This is a genomic window from Pseudoalteromonas marina (assembly GCF_000238335.3).
GTDB lineage: Bacteria > Pseudomonadota > Gammaproteobacteria > Enterobacterales > Alteromonadaceae > Pseudoalteromonas > Pseudoalteromonas marina.
Genome location: NZ_AHCB03000012.1, coordinates 699399 through 719876, shown reverse-complemented (window position 1 = coordinate 719876; position 20478 = coordinate 699399). Strand labels below are relative to the sequence as shown.

Annotated in this window: 19 protein-coding genes; 9 read left to right on the top strand and 10 right to left on the bottom strand. The window is 37.9% G+C overall.

The features are described from left to right. Positions 1-36: 36 nt before the first annotated feature. A complete protein-coding gene (locus PMAN_RS19050; RefSeq protein WP_010556163.1) occupies positions 37-249 on the bottom strand; it encodes a PGPGW domain-containing protein in 213 nt (70 codons plus the stop codon). A 144-nt stretch (positions 250-393) separates the two neighbouring features. Between PMAN_RS19050 and ydiJ the strand changes: the two genes are divergently transcribed. Beyond that, positions 394-3441 (top strand): D-2-hydroxyglutarate dehydrogenase YdiJ, encoded by a 3048-nt coding sequence (gene ydiJ / locus PMAN_RS19045; RefSeq protein ID WP_010556164.1) that lies wholly within the window; start codon positions 394-396, stop codon positions 3439-3441. 58 nt (positions 3442-3499) lie between these two features. On the opposite strand, the gene PMAN_RS19040 is transcribed toward ydiJ, so the two are convergent. Together PMAN_RS19040 and PMAN_RS19035 are read right to left on the bottom strand one after the other, a co-directional pair. Continuing rightward, positions 3500-4696 carry a cation:proton antiporter gene (locus tag PMAN_RS19040; RefSeq protein ID WP_010556165.1) on the bottom strand — a complete coding sequence of 399 codons (1197 nt, stop codon included), beginning with the start codon at positions 4694-4696 and terminating at the stop codon, positions 3500-3502. Beyond that, complete coding sequence (locus PMAN_RS19035; protein WP_010556166.1) at positions 4696-5907, bottom strand: tyrosine-type recombinase/integrase; 1212 nt, start codon at positions 5905-5907, stop codon at positions 4696-4698. The genes PMAN_RS19040 and PMAN_RS19035 overlap by 1 nt, the downstream gene beginning before the upstream one ends. A gap of 139 nt (positions 5908-6046) precedes the next feature. Here PMAN_RS19035 and PMAN_RS19030 point away from each other — a divergent pair, with 139 nt between their 5' ends. After that, the gene (locus tag PMAN_RS19030; protein WP_010556167.1) at positions 6047-6610 is read left to right on the top strand and encodes a lipid-binding SYLF domain-containing protein; all 564 of its coding nucleotides are present in this window, start codon (positions 6047-6049) and stop codon (positions 6608-6610) included. Between the two features lie 159 nt (positions 6611-6769). Here PMAN_RS19030 and PMAN_RS19025 read toward each other — a convergent pair whose 3' ends face one another. The 4 genes from PMAN_RS19025 to PMAN_RS19010 form a co-directional block, all read right to left on the bottom strand. Further along, a complete protein-coding gene (locus tag PMAN_RS19025) occupies positions 6770-7813 on the bottom strand; it encodes a patatin-like phospholipase family protein (protein WP_010556168.1) in 1044 nt (347 codons plus the stop codon). Positions 7814-7952: 139 nt separating this feature from the next. Beyond that, positions 7953-9359: an alanine/glycine:cation symporter family protein gene (locus PMAN_RS19020; protein WP_006794782.1), complete on the bottom strand. Its 1407-nt coding sequence runs from the start codon at positions 9357-9359 to the stop codon at positions 7953-7955. A 118-nt stretch (positions 9360-9477) separates the two neighbouring features. Then, on the bottom strand, positions 9478-10389 hold the full coding sequence (gene ctlX / locus PMAN_RS19015; protein ID WP_010556169.1) for a citrulline utilization hydrolase CtlX: 912 nt from the start codon (positions 10387-10389) through the stop codon (positions 9478-9480). Further along, the gene (locus PMAN_RS19010; protein WP_010556170.1) at positions 10386-11456 is read right to left on the bottom strand and encodes an ornithine cyclodeaminase; all 1071 of its coding nucleotides are present in this window, start codon (positions 11454-11456) and stop codon (positions 10386-10388) included. The genes ctlX and PMAN_RS19010 overlap by 4 nt, the downstream gene beginning before the upstream one ends. Positions 11457-11622: 166 nt before the next feature. On the opposite strand from PMAN_RS19010, the gene PMAN_RS19005 reads away from it, so the two are divergent. The 4 genes from PMAN_RS19005 to PMAN_RS18990 all read left to right on the top strand — a co-directional run bounded on the left by PMAN_RS19005 (position 11623) and on the right by PMAN_RS18990 (position 15434). Beyond that, a complete protein-coding gene (locus tag PMAN_RS19005) occupies positions 11623-12054 on the top strand; it encodes an Lrp/AsnC family transcriptional regulator (RefSeq protein WP_010556171.1) in 432 nt (143 codons plus the stop codon). Positions 12055-12678: 624 nt separating this feature from the next. Beyond that, complete coding sequence (locus PMAN_RS19000) at positions 12679-13686, top strand: RES family NAD+ phosphorylase (RefSeq protein ID WP_168371057.1); 1008 nt, start codon at positions 12679-12681, stop codon at positions 13684-13686. Between the two features lie 84 nt (positions 13687-13770). Further along, positions 13771-14963 (top strand): IS3 family transposase gene (locus PMAN_RS18995; protein ID WP_198434420.1). Its coding sequence is split into 2 segments (ribosomal slippage): positions 13771-14076 and positions 14079-14963, totalling 1191 coding nucleotides; the frame shifts between segments, so codons are not numbered across the junction. A 117-nt stretch (positions 14964-15080) separates the two neighbouring features. Further along, a complete protein-coding gene (locus PMAN_RS18990; RefSeq protein WP_010556173.1) occupies positions 15081-15434 on the top strand; it encodes a hypothetical protein in 354 nt (117 codons plus the stop codon). Between the two features lie 122 nt (positions 15435-15556). Here the strand turns inward: PMAN_RS18990 and PMAN_RS18985 are convergent, their stop codons facing one another. Both PMAN_RS18985 and PMAN_RS18980 read right to left on the bottom strand, forming a co-directional pair. Further along, positions 15557-16549, bottom strand: coding sequence for a patatin-like phospholipase family protein (locus PMAN_RS18985; RefSeq protein WP_010556174.1), 993 nt, complete (start codon positions 16547-16549; stop codon positions 15557-15559). A gap of 329 nt (positions 16550-16878) precedes the next feature. Beyond that, entirely contained in the window at positions 16879-17622 is a 744-nt protein-coding gene (locus PMAN_RS18980) for a siderophore-interacting protein (protein WP_010556175.1), read from the bottom strand. A gap of 122 nt (positions 17623-17744) precedes the next feature. On the opposite strand from PMAN_RS18980, the gene PMAN_RS18975 reads away from it, so the two are divergent. The 3 genes from PMAN_RS18975 to PMAN_RS18965 all read left to right on the top strand — a co-directional run bounded on the left by PMAN_RS18975 (position 17745) and on the right by PMAN_RS18965 (position 19911). After that, positions 17745-18164, top strand: a complete 420-nt coding sequence (locus PMAN_RS18975) for a MarR family winged helix-turn-helix transcriptional regulator (RefSeq protein ID WP_006793498.1) — start codon at positions 17745-17747, stop codon at positions 18162-18164. A gap of 83 nt (positions 18165-18247) precedes the next feature. Further along, entirely contained in the window at positions 18248-18661 is a 414-nt protein-coding gene (gene umuD / locus PMAN_RS18970; RefSeq protein ID WP_010556176.1) for a translesion error-prone DNA polymerase V autoproteolytic subunit, read from the top strand. Continuing rightward, complete coding sequence (locus tag PMAN_RS18965; protein WP_010556177.1) at positions 18649-19911, top strand: Y-family DNA polymerase; 1263 nt, start codon at positions 18649-18651, stop codon at positions 19909-19911. Before umuD ends, PMAN_RS18965 begins: the two co-directional genes overlap by 13 nt. On the opposite strand, the gene PMAN_RS18960 is transcribed toward PMAN_RS18965, so the two are convergent. Beyond that, on the bottom strand, positions 19906-20373 hold the full coding sequence (locus tag PMAN_RS18960) for a hypothetical protein (RefSeq protein ID WP_010556178.1): 468 nt from the start codon (positions 20371-20373) through the stop codon (positions 19906-19908). The two genes, PMAN_RS18965 and PMAN_RS18960, sit on opposite strands and share 6 nt — an antisense overlap. Positions 20374-20478 lie beyond the last annotated feature (105 nt).

Below are 20478 nucleotides of genomic sequence, written 5' to 3'. Positions count from 1 at the left end.
GCATATATTGCTGGCTTTTTTGTTGGTCAATTTATTCTAACTGCGTGATAATTTTTTATCTAAATACTGACACGATTTAGTCAGTGCTTTTTGGCAAAGGGTCAAATAATAACGCGCTTTTGGGTAATAAAACGAATAACACAATAAACCAGCCATAAAAAAGATAAGTGATGGACCCGGTACAACCGCAAATATTAATCCTAATAAAATAAATAACGCACCCATGATCTGTAATACAATTTTTTTCATATAAATGACCTCTCATGTAGTTAACTTGATTATAATTACAGCAGCGCTTAAATCGACTAAAAGAGTGTTACAAACTGTAAATTCTTCAATTTCTATTAGCAATCAGCATGATATAATTAACCAAATGTCTAAAAGTATGCCGTTATGATCGCAACAATTACTCAGCAAGATGCCGCGTCAGACCTTGTCGCAAATTACCTAAATACATTACAAAAGCAAGGCTTTACCGGTGATACCGATGCAAGTTATGCAACACGTATTACCGCTTCAACCGATAACAGTATTTACCAGCAATTGCCTCAAGGTGTCATTTTTCCCAAAAACGAAAAAGACATTCAACTTGCTTTGCAAACTGCATCACGGGACCCTTTTTTATCATTAACATTTGGACCGCGCGGTGGTGGAACTGGCACTAATGGTCAGTCTTTAACACCAGGTATCGTTGTTGATTTATCACGCTACATGCGTGAAATTCTCGAAATTAATGTCGATGAAGGGTGGGTTCGGGTTCAAACTGGCGTAATAAAAGATCAGCTAAATGACTTTTTAAGACCTTATGGATTTTTCTTTTCTCCCGACTTATCTACCAGTAATCGTGCAACTATAGGCGGTATGATCAGCACCGATGCATCAGGGCAAGGTTCACTTGTTTACGGTAAAACAAGTGATCATGTTTTAGGCCTTACAACCTATTTAGTAGACGGTACACCAATGAGTACCGCTCCAATAAACGTCGAAAAAGCAAAAATAATTGCAGAGCAAGACACGCTAGTTGGCACAATATATAAAACTGTACTTAATATAGCCATTGATGAACGTGATGCTATTTTAAATAAGTTTCCTCGGTTAAATCGTTTTTTAACCGGCTATGACTTAGAGCATGTCCTAAGTGATGACTTACTTACTTTTGATATGAGCCGTTTAATAACAGGTTCAGAAGGTTCACTAGGTATTGTCACCGAGGCAAAATTAAACCTTACACCGATTGCCGAATTTAAAACACTTATAAATATTAAGTACGATAGCTTTGATTCAGCACTTCGACACTCTCCATTTTTGGTTGATGCCCGTGCAACTTCAGTTGAAACTGTCGATAGCAAAGTATTAAACCTAGCCCGCGAAGATATCATTTGGCATTCAGTATCGGACTTAATAACTGATGTACCAAATAAAAATATGCAAGGGCTCAACATGGTTGAGTTTAATGCAGTATCACCCGACGATATAAAAGACAAAGTAGACACGCTTTGTACATTGTTAGATGAATGTGTAGCCAATCAAACCAATGGTGTAATAGGCTACCAGCTAACAAATGATAAAAGTGACATTTTAAAAATTTACGCAATGCGTAAAAAGTCAGTTGGTTTACTTGGAAACGTAAAAGGCAGCCAAAAGCCATTGGCCTTTGCAGAAGATACTGCAGTACCGCCTGAAAATTTAGCCGATTATATCGTTGAGTTTAGAGCCTTACTCGACAGTCATAATTTACAATATGGTATGTTTGGCCATGTTGATGCTGGTGTTTTACATGTAAGGCCCGCACTGGATATGTGTGATCCTGAACAAGAAAAATTATTACGTACCATTTCAGATGAAGTGGTTAAACTCACAGCTAAGTATGGCGGTTTAATGTGGGGCGAACATGGTAAAGGCTACCGAAGTGAATATGGGCCTGAGTTTTTTGGCGAACATTTATTTACCCAACTGCGTATAATCAAAACAGCGTTCGACCCGTATAACCGAATAAACCCTGGTAAAATATGTACACCTATCGATAGTGAAGACTCACTAGTTAGTGTTGATGGGCAAAAACGATCGTGGTTCGACAAACAAATTTCCATCGACGTTAAAACGAGTTTTAACAACGCCATGACCTGTAATGGAAATGGTATTTGTTTTAATTATGATGAAAACTCGCCAATGTGTCCGTCGTATAAAGTAACCGGCGATCGCCGTAACTCACCAAAAGGGCGAGCCAGTTTAATGCGTGAATGGCTTCGCCTTCAAGAATCTAAAAGCATAGATCTGCTGGGCGTAGAAAAAGAATTGAATAAAGGTGAAGTAATTACCTGGTGGGAAAGGTTTGTACATAGCCGCGAAAAAAAGAAAGGCATTTACGATTTTTCACACGAAGTAAAAGCATCTATGGATGAATGTTTAGCCTGTAAAGCATGTACAACTGCTTGCCCTATAAAAGTGGATGTACCTACTTTTCGAGCTCGCTTTTTAAATTATTATCACAGTTACTATGCGCGCCCACTCAAAGACTACTTAGTGGGTAACATTGAAAGTAGCGCGCCACTTATGGCTAAATTCGGTAAAATAATAAATCCAATCGTTAAAACAAAATTTATTAGCAGCATAATTAAAAACACGGTGGGTTATGTTGATACACCACAACTGAGCATTCCGTCACTAGCAAATCGGATAAACAAAGCACAGCAATTTAATTTTGAATTTTTAAATAGTTTAACTGCCGAACAACAAAGTGAATATGTTTTAATAGTTCAAGACCCGTTCACCAGCTTTTATGAAGCCGAACTAGTTGAAAGTTTTATAACCTTAATTGCTCAACTTGGTAAAAAACCAATGTTGTTACCCTTTAAACCCAATGGTAAACCGCAACATGTAAAAGGTTTTTTGCACGAATTTAAAGTAACTGCCAAAAATGCCGCAGAATTTTTAAATCAGTTAAACGATATTAATGCGCCACTAGTAGGATTAGATGCGTCTTTGGTTATGTGTTATCGCGATGAATACAATACAATTTTAGAAAATAACCGCGGCGATTTTAACGTACAACTTGCTCACGAATGGTTAGAAACGCAATCTTTTAAAGGGCTAACTGCAAATAATAATAATGAAACTGAATTTACATTATTAAGTCATTGCACAGAAACTACATCTTTGCCAAAAGCAGCTAATGTTTGGAAAACTATATTTACAGATATCGGACTAACTTTAAATACAACTAATACCGGTTGCTGTGGTATGGCGGGTACTTACGGACATGAAGCACAAAATCAAGATAACTCACGCGCACTTTACGAAATGAGTTGGAAACCCATAGTTGATAAAACTAAATCAGAGCAACTTTTGTCAACTGGGTTTTCGTGCCGTAGCCAAGTAAAACGCTATGAAAAGTTTAAGCCTAAACATCCTATCGAATTACTTGCCCATGTACTAAGTTAAAAATTTTTTTAAACATATTTAAAAGGCGTAACTTAAATTTAGTTACGCCTTTTTTATTTTACTTTGCATTTTTAAAACTATCAGCAATCGGTTTTGTACTAATGCCATGAATAAATACACTAAACAAAATTGTAGTCATGGCAATGCTCGCAATCTGAAATTTATTTTCTATTTGCTCATCAATCACCATAAGAGTAAATACAATTGAGGCCAATCCTCTTGGCCCAAACCATGCAAAAGTAAAACGCTCTTTTAAATTTAAAGATGTAAAAAGTAGTGACAACATTACAGGTATAATTCTTATCAATGTAGTACTTAATAATGCATACGTTACTATTTCAAAATTTAATTTTGGCAATACTAAATAAGCACATGCATAACCGAACAAACACCAAATCATCAGAGACGTAAAGTCAGCAATATGTTCTGAATCTTCTATTAATTCAGTACGCACTGTTTTAGTTGAAAACTTATCAAACAATAAACCCGCTACAAACACAGCAATAAAACCACTGCCATGCAAATATTGGGTAACAGAAAATACCGCCATTGCAAAACCTAATAACAAAAATGGGCTAGTGTTTTGAGCAAAGTAATGCCGCTTCATTGCAAAATTTAAACTCGGAATAAAAATCGAAATACTCGTTATAGCAACAAGTAATGCAATACCTAACTCTCTTGAAAATACACTCACTACATGAGAGGTAGTTATTGCTGACTCAGGATTTTTTGCCAATAAAATAAATATTAAAAATACGGGTACACATAATCCATCATTTAATCCGCTTTCGGTATTGATACCTTCACGAATTTTTTCGGGCACTTGACCGCTTGATAGTAACCCTTTGCTAAGTGCTGCATCTGTTGGCGTTAAAATAATAGCAATTAATGCCGCTTGAATTAACGAAAGCTCAGCAAACAAAAATAAGCCAACTGCTATTCCCAGTAATAATGTTAAGGGGAGGGCAACAAATAATAATAAGCCAGGGTATTGAAAACTATGCCTTAATACACTTAGTTTAGATTTAGCCGCATCCGAAAATAAAAATATACTCAAAGTTAATTCTATAAACGGCAGTAATAAATCAACGCCCGCTTTTAACTCACCGCCATTATTGGGCACTAAATTGGCTAATGTAATACCGCCAATAACAAAAAACATTGGGCCAGTTACTTCTGTTTTTTCTAGTTGGCGAAGCGTCAATGAATATATTAAAAACAAAGCGCCTATAAACGCTATCACTAAGTAGGTCATTAAATTTTCCTTTTAGCTCCGGATTTTGCTCGCTCTTTAATATTTGTTTGAATATAAATTTGATCGGTGGTCGCAATTTTTGCATGTCCTAAATCTTCAGATAAATGCTTAAGTGGCCGCGTTTGCGCATCGTGTGTTGCTCCCGTATGACGCAGCCAATGGGCAGTTGCTGCACCTAATTGTTCAGCATCATCTTTAAAACCATCATCCAACAATGATTGTTGCGCATAATCAAAACTTTGTTGAACTAAACGCCTAATTTGCCTGACAGTCATACCACCTTGGCCTCTAATTTTATGAACCAGTGGCTCGGCTTCATCAACGCGGGGAAGGGCAGGCAGCCCTCGGTATAATCTATAACGTTTTAAATATTCAACAAAATCATCACTTAGCGTAACATCTCGTAGCTTGTTACCTTTACCCATTATTCGTAAAAACCAAAAGCCGTCGTTATCTTGCCAAAAGTGAGACATAACCGGTGACCACTGAGGTCGCTCAGATAATTCAGAAATTCTTAAATACAATCCCTTTAAACACGCAAGGGTAAATAAGTTTCGTTCTAAATCTGGGTTTTGTTCACATAAATCGCGAGTTACTCCAAACACATACTCCCATTGTATATCGCTTAATGTGTCTGGGATCTGAATTTGAGATTGCACAACTAAATACGGGCTATTTTTTTTCACTACTGGTACAAAGTTAGCAAACGTTTTTTCTTCAAGTAATGAAAATTTATAAAATACATTAAGCGCTGTGAACATAGCCGACAATGTTTGTTGGCTAGCCGTAGATTCTTTAAGCATAAAAGGGCGCCAATTTTGATTTAATCGGCGAATCCCTTGCTCATCTTTATAACGCCACTGAACAGAAGTCGATGCCCACTTTTTATCGGGTTCAACCATAAAATCAACATAGGCTTCAATATCTTCACGTTTTAATTCGAATACTGACTTTTCGGCAATTAACCACGACCATAAATAAAACCGTTCAAGTTCGTTTCTAAATCGACTGTATGTTGCTTCTGATTTTCGGCCATAGACATATAAAAATTGATATAAAAATTTAAGATCCGATTCTGATTCAGTTACAGTCAAGGCAACTTGCTGTATAAAGGTTGAAAGTTCTGGGTATTCCGAATTAAGAGTACCGTCATCAAGATGAGCAATTTGATATCTTAATTGTTTTAACGTATCGACCAACGCAACAAGCATAGTATATAAATATTCAATTAAATAAGTTAGTTACAGAATAACCTTTAAGTCCGATACTGTCTAGTATTGGACATAGTAAATAACTGTTTATTTTAGACTATGCTTAAATGGCCATGCCAAACCTTATTAAGGAAAAGTTATGAAACAAGTTAGTATATTATTTTTACTTACACTCTCGTTAATACTTACAGGTTGTGCGACTACCGGTAGTGCATCTCCTAGTGAAAAACGTTCTTTAGTTCAAAGTATGAAAAGTAACACACTTAGTAAACTTTATACTAAAAAGCCAGATGTTAAAACGCAAATAACAAACTCTGCTGGTTATGCTGTTTTTGATAACGCGAATGTTAACGTTATTCTTGCTAGTTTTGGTGGTGGTTATGGCGTAGTAAAAAATAACCTAACAGGTAAATCTACTTACATGAACATGGGTGAAGCTGGTTTAGGGTTAGGTTTAGGCGTTAAAGATTTTAATGTAGTTATGGTTTTTCATACCCAAGCAGCAGTAAATAGATTTATTGAACACGGTTGGGCATTTGGTGGGAACGCAGATGCTGCAGCAAAATACGAAGATAAAGGTGGAGCATTGGTGGCCGAAGCCATTGCAGACCAAGTTACTGTATATTCTGTAACCGAAAATGGACTTGCTCTACAAGCTGTTCTAAAAGGGACTAAATTTTGGGTAGATTCTGAGCTAAATTAACCGTTAATAACTCTCCTAAAAGCGGGCTGATTTGTATAATCACGCTCGCTTTATTATTAACAATACAATTTAACATAACGTAATTTATAGGTTGTCAGTTGTCAGTTGTCAGTTGTCAGTTGTCAGTTGTCAGTTGTCAGTTGTCAGTAACATGAAAAATTAGAACCGTTTAAAATCAAACTTAGCCGTATCCAAATCTTTATCAAAAGCTTCAGCCAATTTTTCAGTTTCACTAAACACAGTATTCCAATATTTAATACGCGTGTCGGCATCAAGATCGGTAAAGTCGTTTCGGTCTGGGATTTTGCCGTAAGGTAAACCGGCTACAAATTCTTTTGATGGGGTGATCATCACCACGTTGTCGTAATTGTGTGGTGCTACTTTTCGTTTTAAGTTTTTATCAAACCACCCTGCTTTTGGGTCGCTATTAAAATGCGGATACAAAATTAAGCCAGGGTTATTAATTTTTACATCAAAGTGGTAATCAATTATTCCGCCATCGCGATACATGCCTTGTGGCGAGCCTGCAATATTTTTTATACCTTGCATAACAAGCGGTATAGAGCCGGATGCAAGTAAGGCATCTTTTAAATTTGTTTGGTTAAGTGCTATGTTTTGCGTTTTAAAATTATAACTGTCGGTTATTGATAAATTACTATTTGGCGCGCCAAAAATAAATCGCTCGTACTGCGAGCCTAATAATTTTCGATTAATTCTGTTAAGCATGTAACTTTTTGATAAACCTAATAGCTGAATTAATTTATTTTCGCTGGCTATAAAGCCATTAGATTTAGCGACTATAAAATGTGCTTTAAATACGGGGTTATTTATTATTTCGGTAACGCCGTTATCGCCAAATACATCTTCAAGTAATGCGCGGGCTTTAATTGTAATTTCGGCTGGTGTTGGTTTATTACTTGAATAACGCGTTTGCGAATACGATGTTGCTAAACGCTCAATGGCGGCAACCGGGTCGTTTTGTGCAAAACAGGCTGAACGAAAAGCCCCTGCTGATGAGCCAATTAAATTAAGCGGTTGGGTTCGGTTTTTAAAAAATTCACCAAAAATATATTTGTCTAATCCAAATAAAGTAAACCATTTAGGCCCACCACTTGCGCCTAAAAATGAAGTAAATAGCTCAGGCTTAAAGCCTTGCTCGTTTATTATTTTTGCTGCGTTCTTCCCTGCGACAATGTCGATCATGTCTGTATTTTTACCTTTTATATATGTATTTTAAACTCTTTAACGCGCTACAAATGTGAATAGTTATGCAAAATTAAAAAGCGGTTTTATGCTGCCATAAAACCGCTATTTGTAGTTAAAGTTAGCTAAAATACATGAATTAATCCCAAATGCCGTCTTCGCATTTTCCCTGAACTTTTACATCTTTTACCTTAAATTCGGGCTCTATACCTTTGTCTCTTTGCGTGTGGTAATCGTGCGTTACCGACAAAATAGTAGGTGTTAACAGTATGATAGCGATTACGTTAACGACTGTCATTAACCCTAACGCAATATCGGCTAAATCCCATACTTCTTTTAATGTGGCCGATGCGCCCCACAACATCATTGATAAATATAGTAATGTGTAAATACCACGCCCTACTTTGTTATCAAGCTTAAATAGATGTAAGTTACTTTCAGCGTAGGCGTAGTTAGCTACCACCGAAGTAAAGGCAAATAACGTAATGGCTGCAGCTACAAAGTACACGCCACCTTGAGCCAAATGCGCGGTCATAGCGCTTTGTGTTAAACGTATGCCTTCCATTTCGCCGCTTATGTCTATATCGGCTAATAAAATAACAACGGCTGTACAGCTACAAAGTACGATTGTATCGAAAAACACACCAAGCATTTGTATGTAGCCCTGTGTTACAGGGTGATTAGGAATGGGGCTAGCACTTGCACTGGCATGCGGAACACTCCCTGCGCCCGCTTCGTTAGAATATAAACCGCGTTGAATACCATTTTTAATTGCAGCCCCCATCGCGCCTGCTCCCGCTTCTTGTAATCCAAAGGCTGACAAAAATATATCTTTAAGCATGGCCGGTACTTGAGTAAAATTTATAACGGTAATAATAACGGCGGCTAATACAAAAATAATGCCCATAATGGGCACTACGCGCTCTGCAAACCGGGCAATGGCTTTAAAGCCGCCTAATATAATTGAGCCTGCAAGGACTGTAATAACAATACCGGAGTAAAACGTGGGGACTTCAAATGCGTAGTTTAGTGCATCAGTAATCGTATTGGTTTGCATTGCGCTAAAAGTAAACCCGTACCCCAAAAATAAGCACGCGGCAAATACAATTGCAAAGGCACGGCTTCCCAGCCCTTGTTGAATGTAATACGCAGGGCCACCTCTAAATTCGCCGTTACTATCGCGAATTTTATACACTTGGCCTAATATACTTTCTGCAAATCCGGTTGCCATGCCCAATATAGCAATGACCCACATCCAAAATATTGCACCACTGCCACCAAGCGATATAGCGACTGCAACACCGGCTAAATTACCAGTACCTACCCGAGCACAAAGCCCTGTACACAATGCCTGAAATGACGAAATATCGTTTTTATTACATTTACTGCTGCCTTTTAATAGGCTAAACATATGCTTAAATTTAACTATTTGAATTGCTTTTAAACGCACAGAAAACCATACGCCGGTGAAAAGTAAAATATAAATGAGTACCTGACCTTCTCCCCACAAAAGGTTATTTACACTTTTTACTACCGTATCGAACATTTCGGATTCCTTATTATATTTTTATAGTTATGCGCTTTAACATAGGCATTTTAAAATGTACTGGCAACGCTTAATATTTTATACGTAATAAAGGCAACCATGTTGCCTTTAGGTTTTGTTATTTGCTTTGTAAATGTACCCCTGCAATCATACATCTTACTGAACCACCAGCAGATTCAATGGTAGGTATTGGCAAAGGGACCAGTTTAGCCGTTTTTTGTATTGCAATTATTTGCTCGGCTGTTAGCGCATTATAGGCGGTTTGTGACAGCGCTAAAATTCGCCCATTTTTACCGTGTAATTCAATGGCATTTCCGCAAAAGTTATTTATTTGCTCAACCGACAAATCAATCACTTCGTGATGGCTTTGTAAAAAATGCCCTACCAGCTCACTGCGTTGGTCTTCAGGCACCATATTTAAGCCAATCATTACAAATTTGCTGGCCACACACATTAGTACATTAGTGTGATACACCGCTATACCTTGCTCGTCAGTTGCGTTAAACACAACCGGCTTAAACGAAAGTAAATTACACACTGTATTAACCACCGACCTTGTTGTGCGTTTAGATTCTACCGCGTAGGCAACTTTATATTGGTGATCGAGCACCAGTGATCCGGTTCCTTCCAAAAATGAATTTTCTTTCGCTAAATGCGCATAATCAGTCACTACCGCCACTTTATAGTGATCCGTTAAAAAATCAATTATATCTTTACGATATTCTAATCTTCTGTTTTCAACAAACATTGGGTAAATAATTAATTGCCCATTTTGATGGGTAGAAAACCAGTTGTTTGGAAAAACCGAGTCGGGTGTGTGTGTTTGCTCATCTTCAAATAAATGAACGGTTACACCTTCGCTTTGTAGTAACTCAACCGCGTGGGTCACCTCTTTAAATGCTTGCTCGCTTTCATTTTTTACTTCACATTCGCTTTGAAATGCATTGTCGAGCATGGTTTGTGGATTAGAAGTAAAGTGATGCGGACGAACCATAACAACCGCGCTCGGTGCTTGTTGTGTTAGGCTCATGCTGCATTCTCTTTATCTTTATGCGGTATTTCAAGAACTGAAAATAAATTGCGCGGGTCGCCCTGCTGAGTGATCAGGTCAAGTATTTCGTATTCTCCTGACTTAATAAGCTGCTCGCGAATATACACTAACGCGCTAAAGTCTTCGCTTGCAAAGCCTACACCGTCAAAAATAGTAAGCTCTTTTTCGCATGTACGACCAAGGTGCTGTTTATTAATTACTTTATGAAATTCGGTTACAGCAAAACACCTGCTCATTTGTTGAATTTCGCCCTCTACTCTAGTTTGTGGTTCGTACTCTACAAATACATTAGCACGCTCCAACAACGCTGAATCAAGCTCAGTTTTTCCAGGACAATCGCCACCAATCGCATTAATATGAACACCTTGTGGGATCATATCGTTTGTTAAAATGGTTGCGTTGGTTTTATCGGCAGTGCATGTGGTAATTATGTGCGCGCCCTTTATTGCTTCCTCTACACTTTCACAGATAGTCACGGTTAAGCCTTTATTGTTTAAGTTATTAAATGCTTTTTGAGAAGCTGCTTCGTCTATATCGTATAAACGAATGTGCGTAATACCTAATACCGCTTTAAATGCTAAAGCCTGAAACTCTGACTGAGCCCCATTGCCAATCAGAGTTAAGGTTGTTGAGTTTTTTGGTGCTAAATAAGTAGCCACCAGCGCTGATGTTGCAGCAGTGCGTAGTGCGGTTAATAAGCACATTTCGCTAATCATTACCGGGTAGCCGCTATCAACATCTGACAAAATACCAAAAGCCGCAACCGTTTGAAGCTCCTTAAACGTGTTTTTTGGATGGCCATTGACATATTTACAGCTAAACATTTTTCCATCACTTACCGGCATAAGCTCTATTACACCATCCGGAGAGTGAGCTGCATAACGCGGCGATTTATCAAACTCATGCCACCGAGCAAAATCGTGTTTTAACGTGTTAGTTAGGCTAACTAATACGTTTTCTATTCCTAATGTATTTATTAGCTTAGCCATAGCTTGAACACTTACAAATGGAACGCCTTGTTTTGGCTCTGCTATAAAATGACTCATGACTACCTCTGTAATAATAATATGAACTAATTAAAATAAGTTTATCGACTACAGATGCTATTTAATATGGCAATACTTTATACAAATAGTAGTAATTTTTATCAATTTGCTATGCATAAATGTAAAGTTTTAGTATTTTGTATGAAATTAATTAAGAGGTAAGCGAATGATCCCATACATTTACGACTCATTAGATAACGCCTTAATAGCCGAATTAAGAAAAGATGGCCGTGCTTCTATTTCAGCCCTAGCCGATGTTTTAAAGGTGTCGCGCGGTACAGTACAAAATCGTTTAGACCGTTTAGTTTCATCGGGCGCTATATTAGGCTTTACGGTGCGTGTACATGAACACATAGAAACCGAAGCTGTAAGAGCAATAATGATGGTAGAAGTAGTGGGTAAATCTACATCGCAGGTAATTAAAACTCTGCGGGGCATACCAGAGCTCACTAAATTACATACCACTAACGGCGCTTGGGATTTAGTAGCAGAAATACAGGCGGCAAATTTAGGTGAGTTTGATGGCGTACTCAGGCAAGTGCGCGAAATAGAAGGCATTTTAAATAGCGAAACCAGTATATTATTATCATCTACTTAAGCATTAATGTTAACACGTGAATATTAATATCGCCTTGCTCATGTCTGATCTTACAGTTTAAGTAATTAGATTTAGACCTCATTTAGCAGACAGCTATTAGCAAGAAGTAGTTAGTCAAAATCTTAATGTCTGAAGTCAAGATTTGACCCTAGGCTTTTAGAAGTCAAGATTTGACCCTAGGCTTTTAATTAATACTGTCGAGTGAGCATATAGTCGGCAATGTAATTTAAATACGCAGAGCGAGTTTTTATTTTCAATCCGTCGAATTTATGCTGTATATATGCAGAGTAATAGCTCAGTCGCTCGCATAGTCAAAAAAACGACCCAGTCGCTCGTTTTATACTGAGAAGAAAAGCGAGCACGCATGAATTTTAATAACACTGGCAATTAGTTGACAAGTTTGTTAAAAATAAACCAATAAGAAAACGAGCTACGCTGTGGTAGAAATACGCGCGATTAGCTCGCTATAAATATGTTAGGCATATTCACATAGTCGGAGTGTATTTGATGGTTTGTACATCGTGCTTTAATAATTATGGTATTCGGCAAACAAGCCTTTTGGTAAAGAAATCAAATATTCAAAAGCAATGCGATAATTGTGGTTCCATCGGATATCCCCTTAACTTGGATGAATTAGCAGATATTATGGGGAAGTTCTTTGTTAATGGCTCTATTCCCCCTGAAATTGGTGGTCCGGCACCTGTTTATCAATTCAATGAATACCATAATTCTAAAGACATTAGATTTTTAACCGATATTGATAAAGATCTTCAATTACTTTCAGAAAAACTAAATGTGGGGCTTTTTCATTATGGTCCGCCATTATGGAGACTTGGGTATACTGAGCACTATCAAGCACTTGTTTTCGATAAAGTGGAAGGGGAAAAGCGAAGTCAGGTTTGGAAGCAGATAATAAATAGCTGTGAGGAAACTACCTATAATGTAGGTGATGTTTTATACCGTGTAAGAACTGGTAATAAGATGCCTCCATCAGTAGAAGGTGAATTTGATACGCCCCCAGTAGGCTTAATTGGCGAGGGGAGATTTAATTCAAGTGAGTTGCCAATATTATATTGTGCGACTGATGTAGAGACTTGTATTCACGAAACACGTGCAACTTTAGCTGACTATATTGTTGTTGCAGAACTACTTGCCATAAAACCATTGAAACTATTAAATTTGTCTAAAAGTGAGTCAACTGGCGCTACTGAGTTTGAACAAGTTGGTAGAATGTTACAAAGGCTGTCATATGCAGGAAAAAATGAATATAGCATTTGCCAAGAGTTAGCCTTGGAAATCCAGAAATATGGCTATGACGGGTTTATTTCTCTTAGTTATTTTGGGCAAGCTCACAAATCCGAATTGTATAATATTTCATTGTTTGGTTACCCGTTAAAAGAGAAAAAACTCTCTATCAAATCAGTTAATAGGTTGATCATCGATTCGGTTTCATATGAATATAGGTTTGGCCCAACAAATGACAACTATGTTTTAGATAAATCTAAGTTGAGTGAAATTAGTAAAAAAATGAAAGCTCTTACTGAAAACCCTGATATGAACCCTGACGATTTTAATGAAGCTTTCGAAGAGCTTCGTGCTTTACTAGGTAAACGAAGTTTCGTACCAATTTAACATATGCCTAACAAGCGCTTCAAAACGGAACATGCTCCTCACCCGTTTTAGTGGACACCTCCTCATCACTTTGAGAAGGCTAACATGCCTAGATATACCCAACCTAGAAAGACATGGTTTTACCCCGTTAATTTCAAAATCAAAGCAGTCGAACTAAGCTTACGAGACGATGTCATGTCAAAGGACGTTGCCGAGGCGCTGGATATTCATCCGTTAATGCTTAGTCGTTGGCGAAAAGAATATCGAGAAGGTAAGTTTAAAAACACGCCGCGCTATCAAAGCAACAACAAAACAATGAGTAAACTCCCAACAAAAAAAGAGCTGGATAACATTCAAAAGCTTAAGAAAGAAAATGAGCGTCTCAAGCAGGAGAATGACCTGCTAAAAAAGTGGCAACGGTATCTGGCGGAAGTACATCAGAACGATTTGGATTCATCCAAAAGTTCGGACAAGCCTTAGGCGTCAAATACTTGTGCTCTTGGCTTAATGTGTCGCGTAGTGGGTTCTATGCTTGGCGTGAGCGTACAGTGTCAGCTAGAGCGCTGTCAGATGCTAATTTGTTGCTTAAGATAAAACACGTCTTCAATGTCAATCATCAAACCTATGGTAGCCCACGCGTATTTCATGCGCTAAAAAAAGAAGGTGTAAACACAAGCCAAAAACGTGTTGCCCGCTTAATGCGAGAAAACGGTTTAAGAGCTAGGGCGCTTAAGACTTATAGTAAACCAGCGAAGGTTAAGTTCTTTTATAAAGAGATAGAAAATAAACGCAAAGATAGTGAAAAGGCCACAGCAATCAACCAACAGTGGTCTGGCGATATTACGTATTTAAAAGTCGGGGCTCGTTGGCATTACCTTGCAGTGGTTATCGACTTATATTCACGTCGAGTAATCGGCTGGGCGTTTGGTAAAAACAAAACAACGGAGCTTACGTTAAAGGCGCTAAGGCTTGCGATAAAAAAACGACAGCCAACAGAAAGTGTATTATTTCACACTGACCGAGGTGCAGAATACCGTGCTCACGTTGTACAAAAGTATTTGGCTAGCAAAAACATCAAAGCCAGTATGAATAGGCCTGGGTGCTGTACTGACAACGCAGAAGTCGAGTCGTTCTTTCATTCGCTTAAAGCAGATTTAATTCGAGGAAATAAATTTGAGAGTAGCGGTAAACTATTATCAAAATTAAAGGTTTACCTAAATTACTTTTACAATAGACAGCGATTGCATTCGAGTTTAGGATATAAATCACCTGCCGAGTTTGAATCGGCAGTTAATTGAAACGTGGACGGTGTCCACTTTATCGGGTGAAGATCAACAAAAACAGTTGGCTATTGTTCGTTCCTCACAAAATTATAGCCAACAATTTTTGTCCGCTTAAGTGGGCGTTATATACCTATGAATAAACGACTAACATTTGCAGCACTGTTTGTGTCTTTTAATGCTGTTGCTGAAGTATCAGATAAAATGGCAACAATTCCTGAGTTGTGGCTTCAAGGTTTTATATTCGGTATTCCTATTTATTTTTTAACAGTATGGCGTAAAGATTTTCTAGGTCTTGGTATTTTGTTTACGGTATTTTTTGCTTACGTTGCATATGCAACACTTAGTGATCCTTATATCGGCGTTGGAATAATCAAAGAGCAAGGTAGGCCTTTTATAATTGCGTCATATAGTGCAGCGGTAATCATTGCTTTATGTTCAGCTTTAGGTTTAATTAAAAACAAAGCTAAATTTAAAAGCGCTACATAACAGGTGACTAAGGTTATGACTGTCCGCAAATCACAAATATGTGACTATCAGATTTAGCTAAGACTTATTCAGTTAAACAACCGTAATATTTTACGGTTGTTTCTAAACTATTCGCTTCACAGCTACATGGCGTAGCTGTGTGCGTAATCTACAATACGTGCATTTTGGCTTTTTAAGTATTCACGGCCTGCTTTTACACCAAGCTTATGATCTTTACGTAGATCGTCGTTTGTACTGCCTAACAATTTGCTGTGCAGTGTTTCGTCTGCAAAAATTTGTATAATTTCTACATCACTTGGCGGGTTTGCCATAAAGTTTAGCTCGTCTAAGTAAGCTTGTTCGTGCTGAATTAGGTAGTCGAGTGTTTTTGGGCAGTAACCGGCAGCTGTAGCAAGCGATCTAAGCTTTTGAACCCATGCAGATTGCGCTTGAAAATCAGCATCTACCGTTCTAATAACCACAATTTTACGTGCCCCACGGTTATACGCTTCGCGTACTGGTAATGGTGCTGCTAGCCCACCATCAAGAAAAAAGTCTTCTTGGACTTTGTTTATTTTCGTGGTTTCGTTAGCCGCTTGCGCATTTAACCAAGGCGTTAATTTAACACCTTGTTTGTATAAAAATGGTAAAGCACTTGACGCTTTTAATAGCTCTCTCCATTGATGCTCTTCACCCGTTGGTGATAAGTAATACGCTTTTCTGTCTCGTGCGTTTGTAGCAGTAATAAGTAACTCACGTTCACCTAAAGACGTTTTAGCTGTTTTAAAGTCAATCGCTCTATTTACTTCTTTTGTTTTATCAAAGTACCAGTCTAAATCAACAATGTGTTTTCCCATTAGGCCGCGACCTAGCTGAAAAAAACGTTTATTACGAGACAGCCCTCTAATTAGGCGTTTAGCGTAACCTTTTTGACGTGCTAAATAACTTGTTAAGTTTTGTGAACCTGCCGACGTACCAATAAATAAATCAAATGGGTCGTAGTTTTGCTCTAACCACGCATCAAGTACACCTGCGGTGAAAATCCCTCGCTGCCCGCCACCTTCAGCAATTAACGCAACCTTAGGCTGAGCTATTTTAGTTACTGAAGAAGCTGTTGCGCTGTTTAGAGAGTTCACGGGGTACCTGCCTTTAATTTAATAATGTTTGTTTCAATAAATACATTTTATAGAATTAAAGTAATGCCTTAAAATTGATTGTTTAAATCAGTTTGATTGATAAAACAGAACGATAGATCACCTATTAATACACTTAACTAATAGTTACTAATGCGTTTTGTTTTATTTTAAATATTTAGGCATCACATCAATTAATTTAAATTGTAAATTACTGATTGATGCCACTACTTTACCAAGCCTTAGGTGTACGCTTGCTTAACTAAAATAAAAATGAGTGTTGACGAGTGTATTAAATAGCTAAGTAACCTATTTTACTTAGCTATAAAGAATTAAGCCGTTTGTTTATTAGCTTGGCGCTCTAACTTGTAGTTTTCTGAATTTAAGCCTTTTTTCCAGTAACCTGATGCCACTATGTTGCCCCTTGGTATTGAATGCGTGTTAGTTAATGCTGCTTTAAGCTCACGCACTAGCCCAGCTTCAAGTGCCATAAATACAATAGGTGGCTGTTCATAATGCTGTAGTGTGGTTAATGCATTAGCCATCTCAACCTCTGGCGTTGTAGTTATTAACCAAGTGGCCTGACGCGTTGAATCTAAGCTGATTATATCCGCATCAGTTGGGGCATGAATAAACGCGTCAATTTTGGCGTTTATTGGCAATTGCTTAATGTAGCCTTTTATAGCGTTTACTGAGGTCAAATCGCCTAGTAACACATAATGTGAGTGCTGGTAATTTTCAAGCTTTTTAGGACCAGGGCCTGCAATAGCCAGTTCATCACCTACTTTAGCGGCTTTTGCCCATTTAGTTGCAGAGCCTTGGTGCATATTAATAACAAAATCGAGCGTAATTGCACCATTACTTTTATTTACATTTTGTATTGTGTACGAACGCATACACGCCGTTTTTAAATTGAAGTCGGCCACACCGTTTTTTGGAATAAGCACTTTTACATAACTGCCAATGTGATCGGAAGTTAAATCTGTAAACTCTTCAGAGCCTAAAACTATACGTTGTAAATGCGGGGTTATTTGCTGTGTGCTTAATACTGTTGCTTTGCGTACTTTTTTTGCCATATAAATTAACCTCATTGATTAAAAATCACTGCTTTATAAAGCAGACATTGCACAACGCCCCATTGGTTGATAAAATCAACTATATAGATTTAATTGACTTTGTCAACCATTTGGAATGTATTATGAACACCTCTTTAGCCAATACGCTATTTATGTTAATGCAAAACTACCGGGTAACCATACGCGAAGCCATTAATGCCAGCGAGCTCGGTTTAAATGCAATGCATGTACGTTGCTTGCATATTATTGCAAGTACTTCGCAGTGCACAGCAAACGACATTGTGAATAAAACCCAACGAGATAAGGCTCAAATAGCGCGGCTTGTAAAAGAACTTATAGCTTTAAAGCTTATAAATAAGTGTGCCAGCGAACACGATAAGCGCTGTTTTATTTTAACGTTTACCGATCAGGGTGCCGTGCTTTTTGAAAAATTACTGGCCGCTGAAAAACATGTAAACGATCAAATGTGTAAAACGTTAAACCCAAAGCAAATCAATGACTTTTTAAACACGGCTCAGCAAATGATCAAAAATATGCAATGATCTTTACTTCATTACTTGGCATAAGTTAAACAAAACACATATACTGTACACTTATACAGTATATGTGTTTTGGTTGTTTATTTATGTTTGTTATTCCTATTTATATAGAAGCAGGTATTTGCGGGTTTGAATCTCCTGCCGCACAATACACTGAGCTTGGCGTTTCCCTTGATGAGCTATTAATAAAGCACCCTGATGCCACTTTTATTGGTATTGCGTCGGGTAGCTCTATGCAAGAAGTAGGGATTTTTGAGGGTGATTTACTTGTAGTAGACCGAGCAGAACACGCTAAAGATGGCGATGTAATTGTGGCTAATTTAAATGGCTTATTTGTGTGTAAGCTACTTGATAAAACAAACGCTCGATTACTATCGGCTTCGCCTTTATACCAACCCGTTAATATTACGCCTAGCGATGAATTTCAGCTTGAAGGCGTAGTCAGTTTGTCAATTCGTATGCATCGCCAAAGCCCTGAGTTACTTTCATGTATGCCTTAGTCGATGCCGTGGCGTTTTATGCCAGCGCCGAGAAAGTATTTGATCCCGCCATTCGTTCAAAACCTGTGGTTGTGCTCACTAATAACGACGGCTGCGTATGTGCGGTATGCCCTATTGCGCGACGTTTAAATATTCCTAAATTTGGCCCTTATTTTAAAGTTAAGCAGTTACTAGAACAAAACAATGTGGTTGTACGCTCTAGTAACTATGAACTATACGCTAATTTAAGCGACCGAATGATGAGTGTGATTGGCCGTTTTTGTGATACCCAGCATATTTACAGTATTGATGAATCGTTTTTGCACTTTAGCGGCTACGAAAACGTTGTAAAAGATTGGCATACTTACGGGCACCTTATTAGACGAACCGTATGGCGAGAAACAAAACTCCCCGTTGGCGTGGGGTTTGGGCCAACGCCTACACTTGCAAAAGCGGCAAATCATGCAGCTAAAAAATTAACAGGCTTTGACGGTGTTGCTGTCATAAATGACGAAGCAAGCCGGCGAGCTATTTTACAGCGCATGGACTGCCAAGATGTATGGGGAATTGGCAAGCGCTTAGCTAAAAAGCTAAAAATAATGAACATAAATACCGCATGGCAGCTTGCACAACAAAACCCAAAAACTATGCGCCGCGCTTTTAGTGTGGTGGTAGAGCGCACAGTAAGCGAGCTTAATGGCTTAGTATGTTTAAACTGGGATGATGTACGCCAAGATAAACGCGAAATTTACTCAACTCGCAGCTTTGGAGAGCGTATTTATGAACCAACCGCTCTTAAAACCGCTTTAATTAACCATGTCACTATTGTGGGCAAAAAACTAAGAGCCCAAAAGTCGCTAACAAAGCAATTATATATTTTTGCATCTAGCTCATCTCATGAAGATGTATTTTATAAAAAGTCTTATATGTATCAGTTTAGTATGCCAACAAACGATACTTGCGTTATGGCCAATGCGGTGTCTGAGGTGTTTGAAAAAATTTACCAACCTGGCGTGCGGTTTTATAAATGTGGTGTAGGTGCACTAGAACTCACCGCTGAGCAATTTCAGCAAAATGACTTATTTTCACCACAACAAGATAACCCAAAGTTAATGGGCTGTTTAGATGCTATTAATACCCGATACGGCAAGGGTATGTTGGGCTTAGCAAGTAGTAAATTAAACGATCGCTGGCATATGAACAGAGATTTTTTATCGCCTCAGTACACAACCCGTTGGCGAGATATACCAAAAATAAAATGCGATTTATAGACGCTTTAATTCAAACTTGCACTGAACACTAGCATTTTTAATCAAGTATTCTAACTGTGTATCAGAAACAAAATTTAGCGTACGGCTAACATCTAATGTATCGTTATTATTGTCACACCGGTCTTGGCGTAAATACATTGTTAAACCAATATTCGTATATTTAAACTTTGTAGTCACTAGGCAAAAATCAGGGACTTTATTAGTTTGTGTACCATTATGTAAATCAATAAAAGAAATTAAACTGCCAAGTCTAAAGCCCAAATCGGTATTATTTTTATCAAGCCACATTAATGAGCCTGAATCGCAATAGCGAGTATCGCCAGAAACTAATTCATACTCGCCAACTTTACTATTAAACAAGCTAACAAACTTAGTTTTGTTACTAGGCAAAATCGTTTTAGCAAAAGACTGGTTAGCAAAAAATAAACAACAAACACACAATAGAACTTTATAATTCTTCATTAAAGAAACCTAACAAGTCACAATACAATTAGCTTAACACATTAAACCTACTTACTTATTTTAAAATTTATGCAAAAAAATCCCTTGATAGCAATCAAGGGATTT

Bases quoted from the DNA above. Each gene is read 5' to 3' on its own strand.
- PMAN_RS19050 (WP_010556163.1), bottom strand. From the start codon at position 249: ATGAAAAAAATTGTATTACAGATCATGGGTGCGTTATTTATTTTATTA.
- ydiJ (WP_010556164.1), top strand. From the start codon at position 394: ATGATCGCAACAATTACTCAGCAAGATGCCGCGTCAGACCTTGTCGCA.
- PMAN_RS19040 (WP_010556165.1), bottom strand. From the start codon at position 4,696: ATGACCTACTTAGTGATAGCGTTTATAGGCGCTTTGTTTTTAATATAT.
- PMAN_RS19035 (WP_010556166.1), bottom strand. From the start codon at position 5,907: ATGCTTGTTGCGTTGGTCGATACGTTAAAACAATTAAGATATCAAATT.
- PMAN_RS19030 (WP_010556167.1), top strand. From the start codon at position 6,047: ATGAAACAAGTTAGTATATTATTTTTACTTACACTCTCGTTAATACTT.
- PMAN_RS19025 (WP_010556168.1), bottom strand. From the start codon at position 7,813: ATGATCGACATTGTCGCAGGGAAGAACGCAGCAAAAATAATAAACGAG.
- PMAN_RS19020 (WP_006794782.1), bottom strand. From the start codon at position 9,359: ATGTTCGATACGGTAGTAAAAAGTGTAAATAACCTTTTGTGGGGAGAA.
- ctlX (WP_010556169.1), bottom strand. From the start codon at position 10,389: ATGAGCCTAACACAACAAGCACCGAGCGCGGTTGTTATGGTTCGTCCG.
- PMAN_RS19010 (WP_010556170.1), bottom strand. From the start codon at position 11,456: ATGAGTCATTTTATAGCAGAGCCAAAACAAGGCGTTCCATTTGTAAGT.
- PMAN_RS19005 (WP_010556171.1), top strand. From the start codon at position 11,623: ATGATCCCATACATTTACGACTCATTAGATAACGCCTTAATAGCCGAA.
- PMAN_RS18990 (WP_010556173.1), top strand. From the start codon at position 15,081: ATGAATAAACGACTAACATTTGCAGCACTGTTTGTGTCTTTTAATGCT.
- PMAN_RS18980 (WP_010556175.1), bottom strand. From the start codon at position 17,622: ATGGCAAAAAAAGTACGCAAAGCAACAGTATTAAGCACACAGCAAATA.
- PMAN_RS18975 (WP_006793498.1), top strand. From the start codon at position 17,745: ATGAACACCTCTTTAGCCAATACGCTATTTATGTTAATGCAAAACTAC.
- umuD (WP_010556176.1), top strand. From the start codon at position 18,248: ATGTTTGTTATTCCTATTTATATAGAAGCAGGTATTTGCGGGTTTGAA.
- PMAN_RS18965 (WP_010556177.1), top strand. From the start codon at position 18,649: ATGTATGCCTTAGTCGATGCCGTGGCGTTTTATGCCAGCGCCGAGAAA.
- PMAN_RS18960 (WP_010556178.1), bottom strand. From the start codon at position 20,373: ATGAAGAATTATAAAGTTCTATTGTGTGTTTGTTGTTTATTTTTTGCT.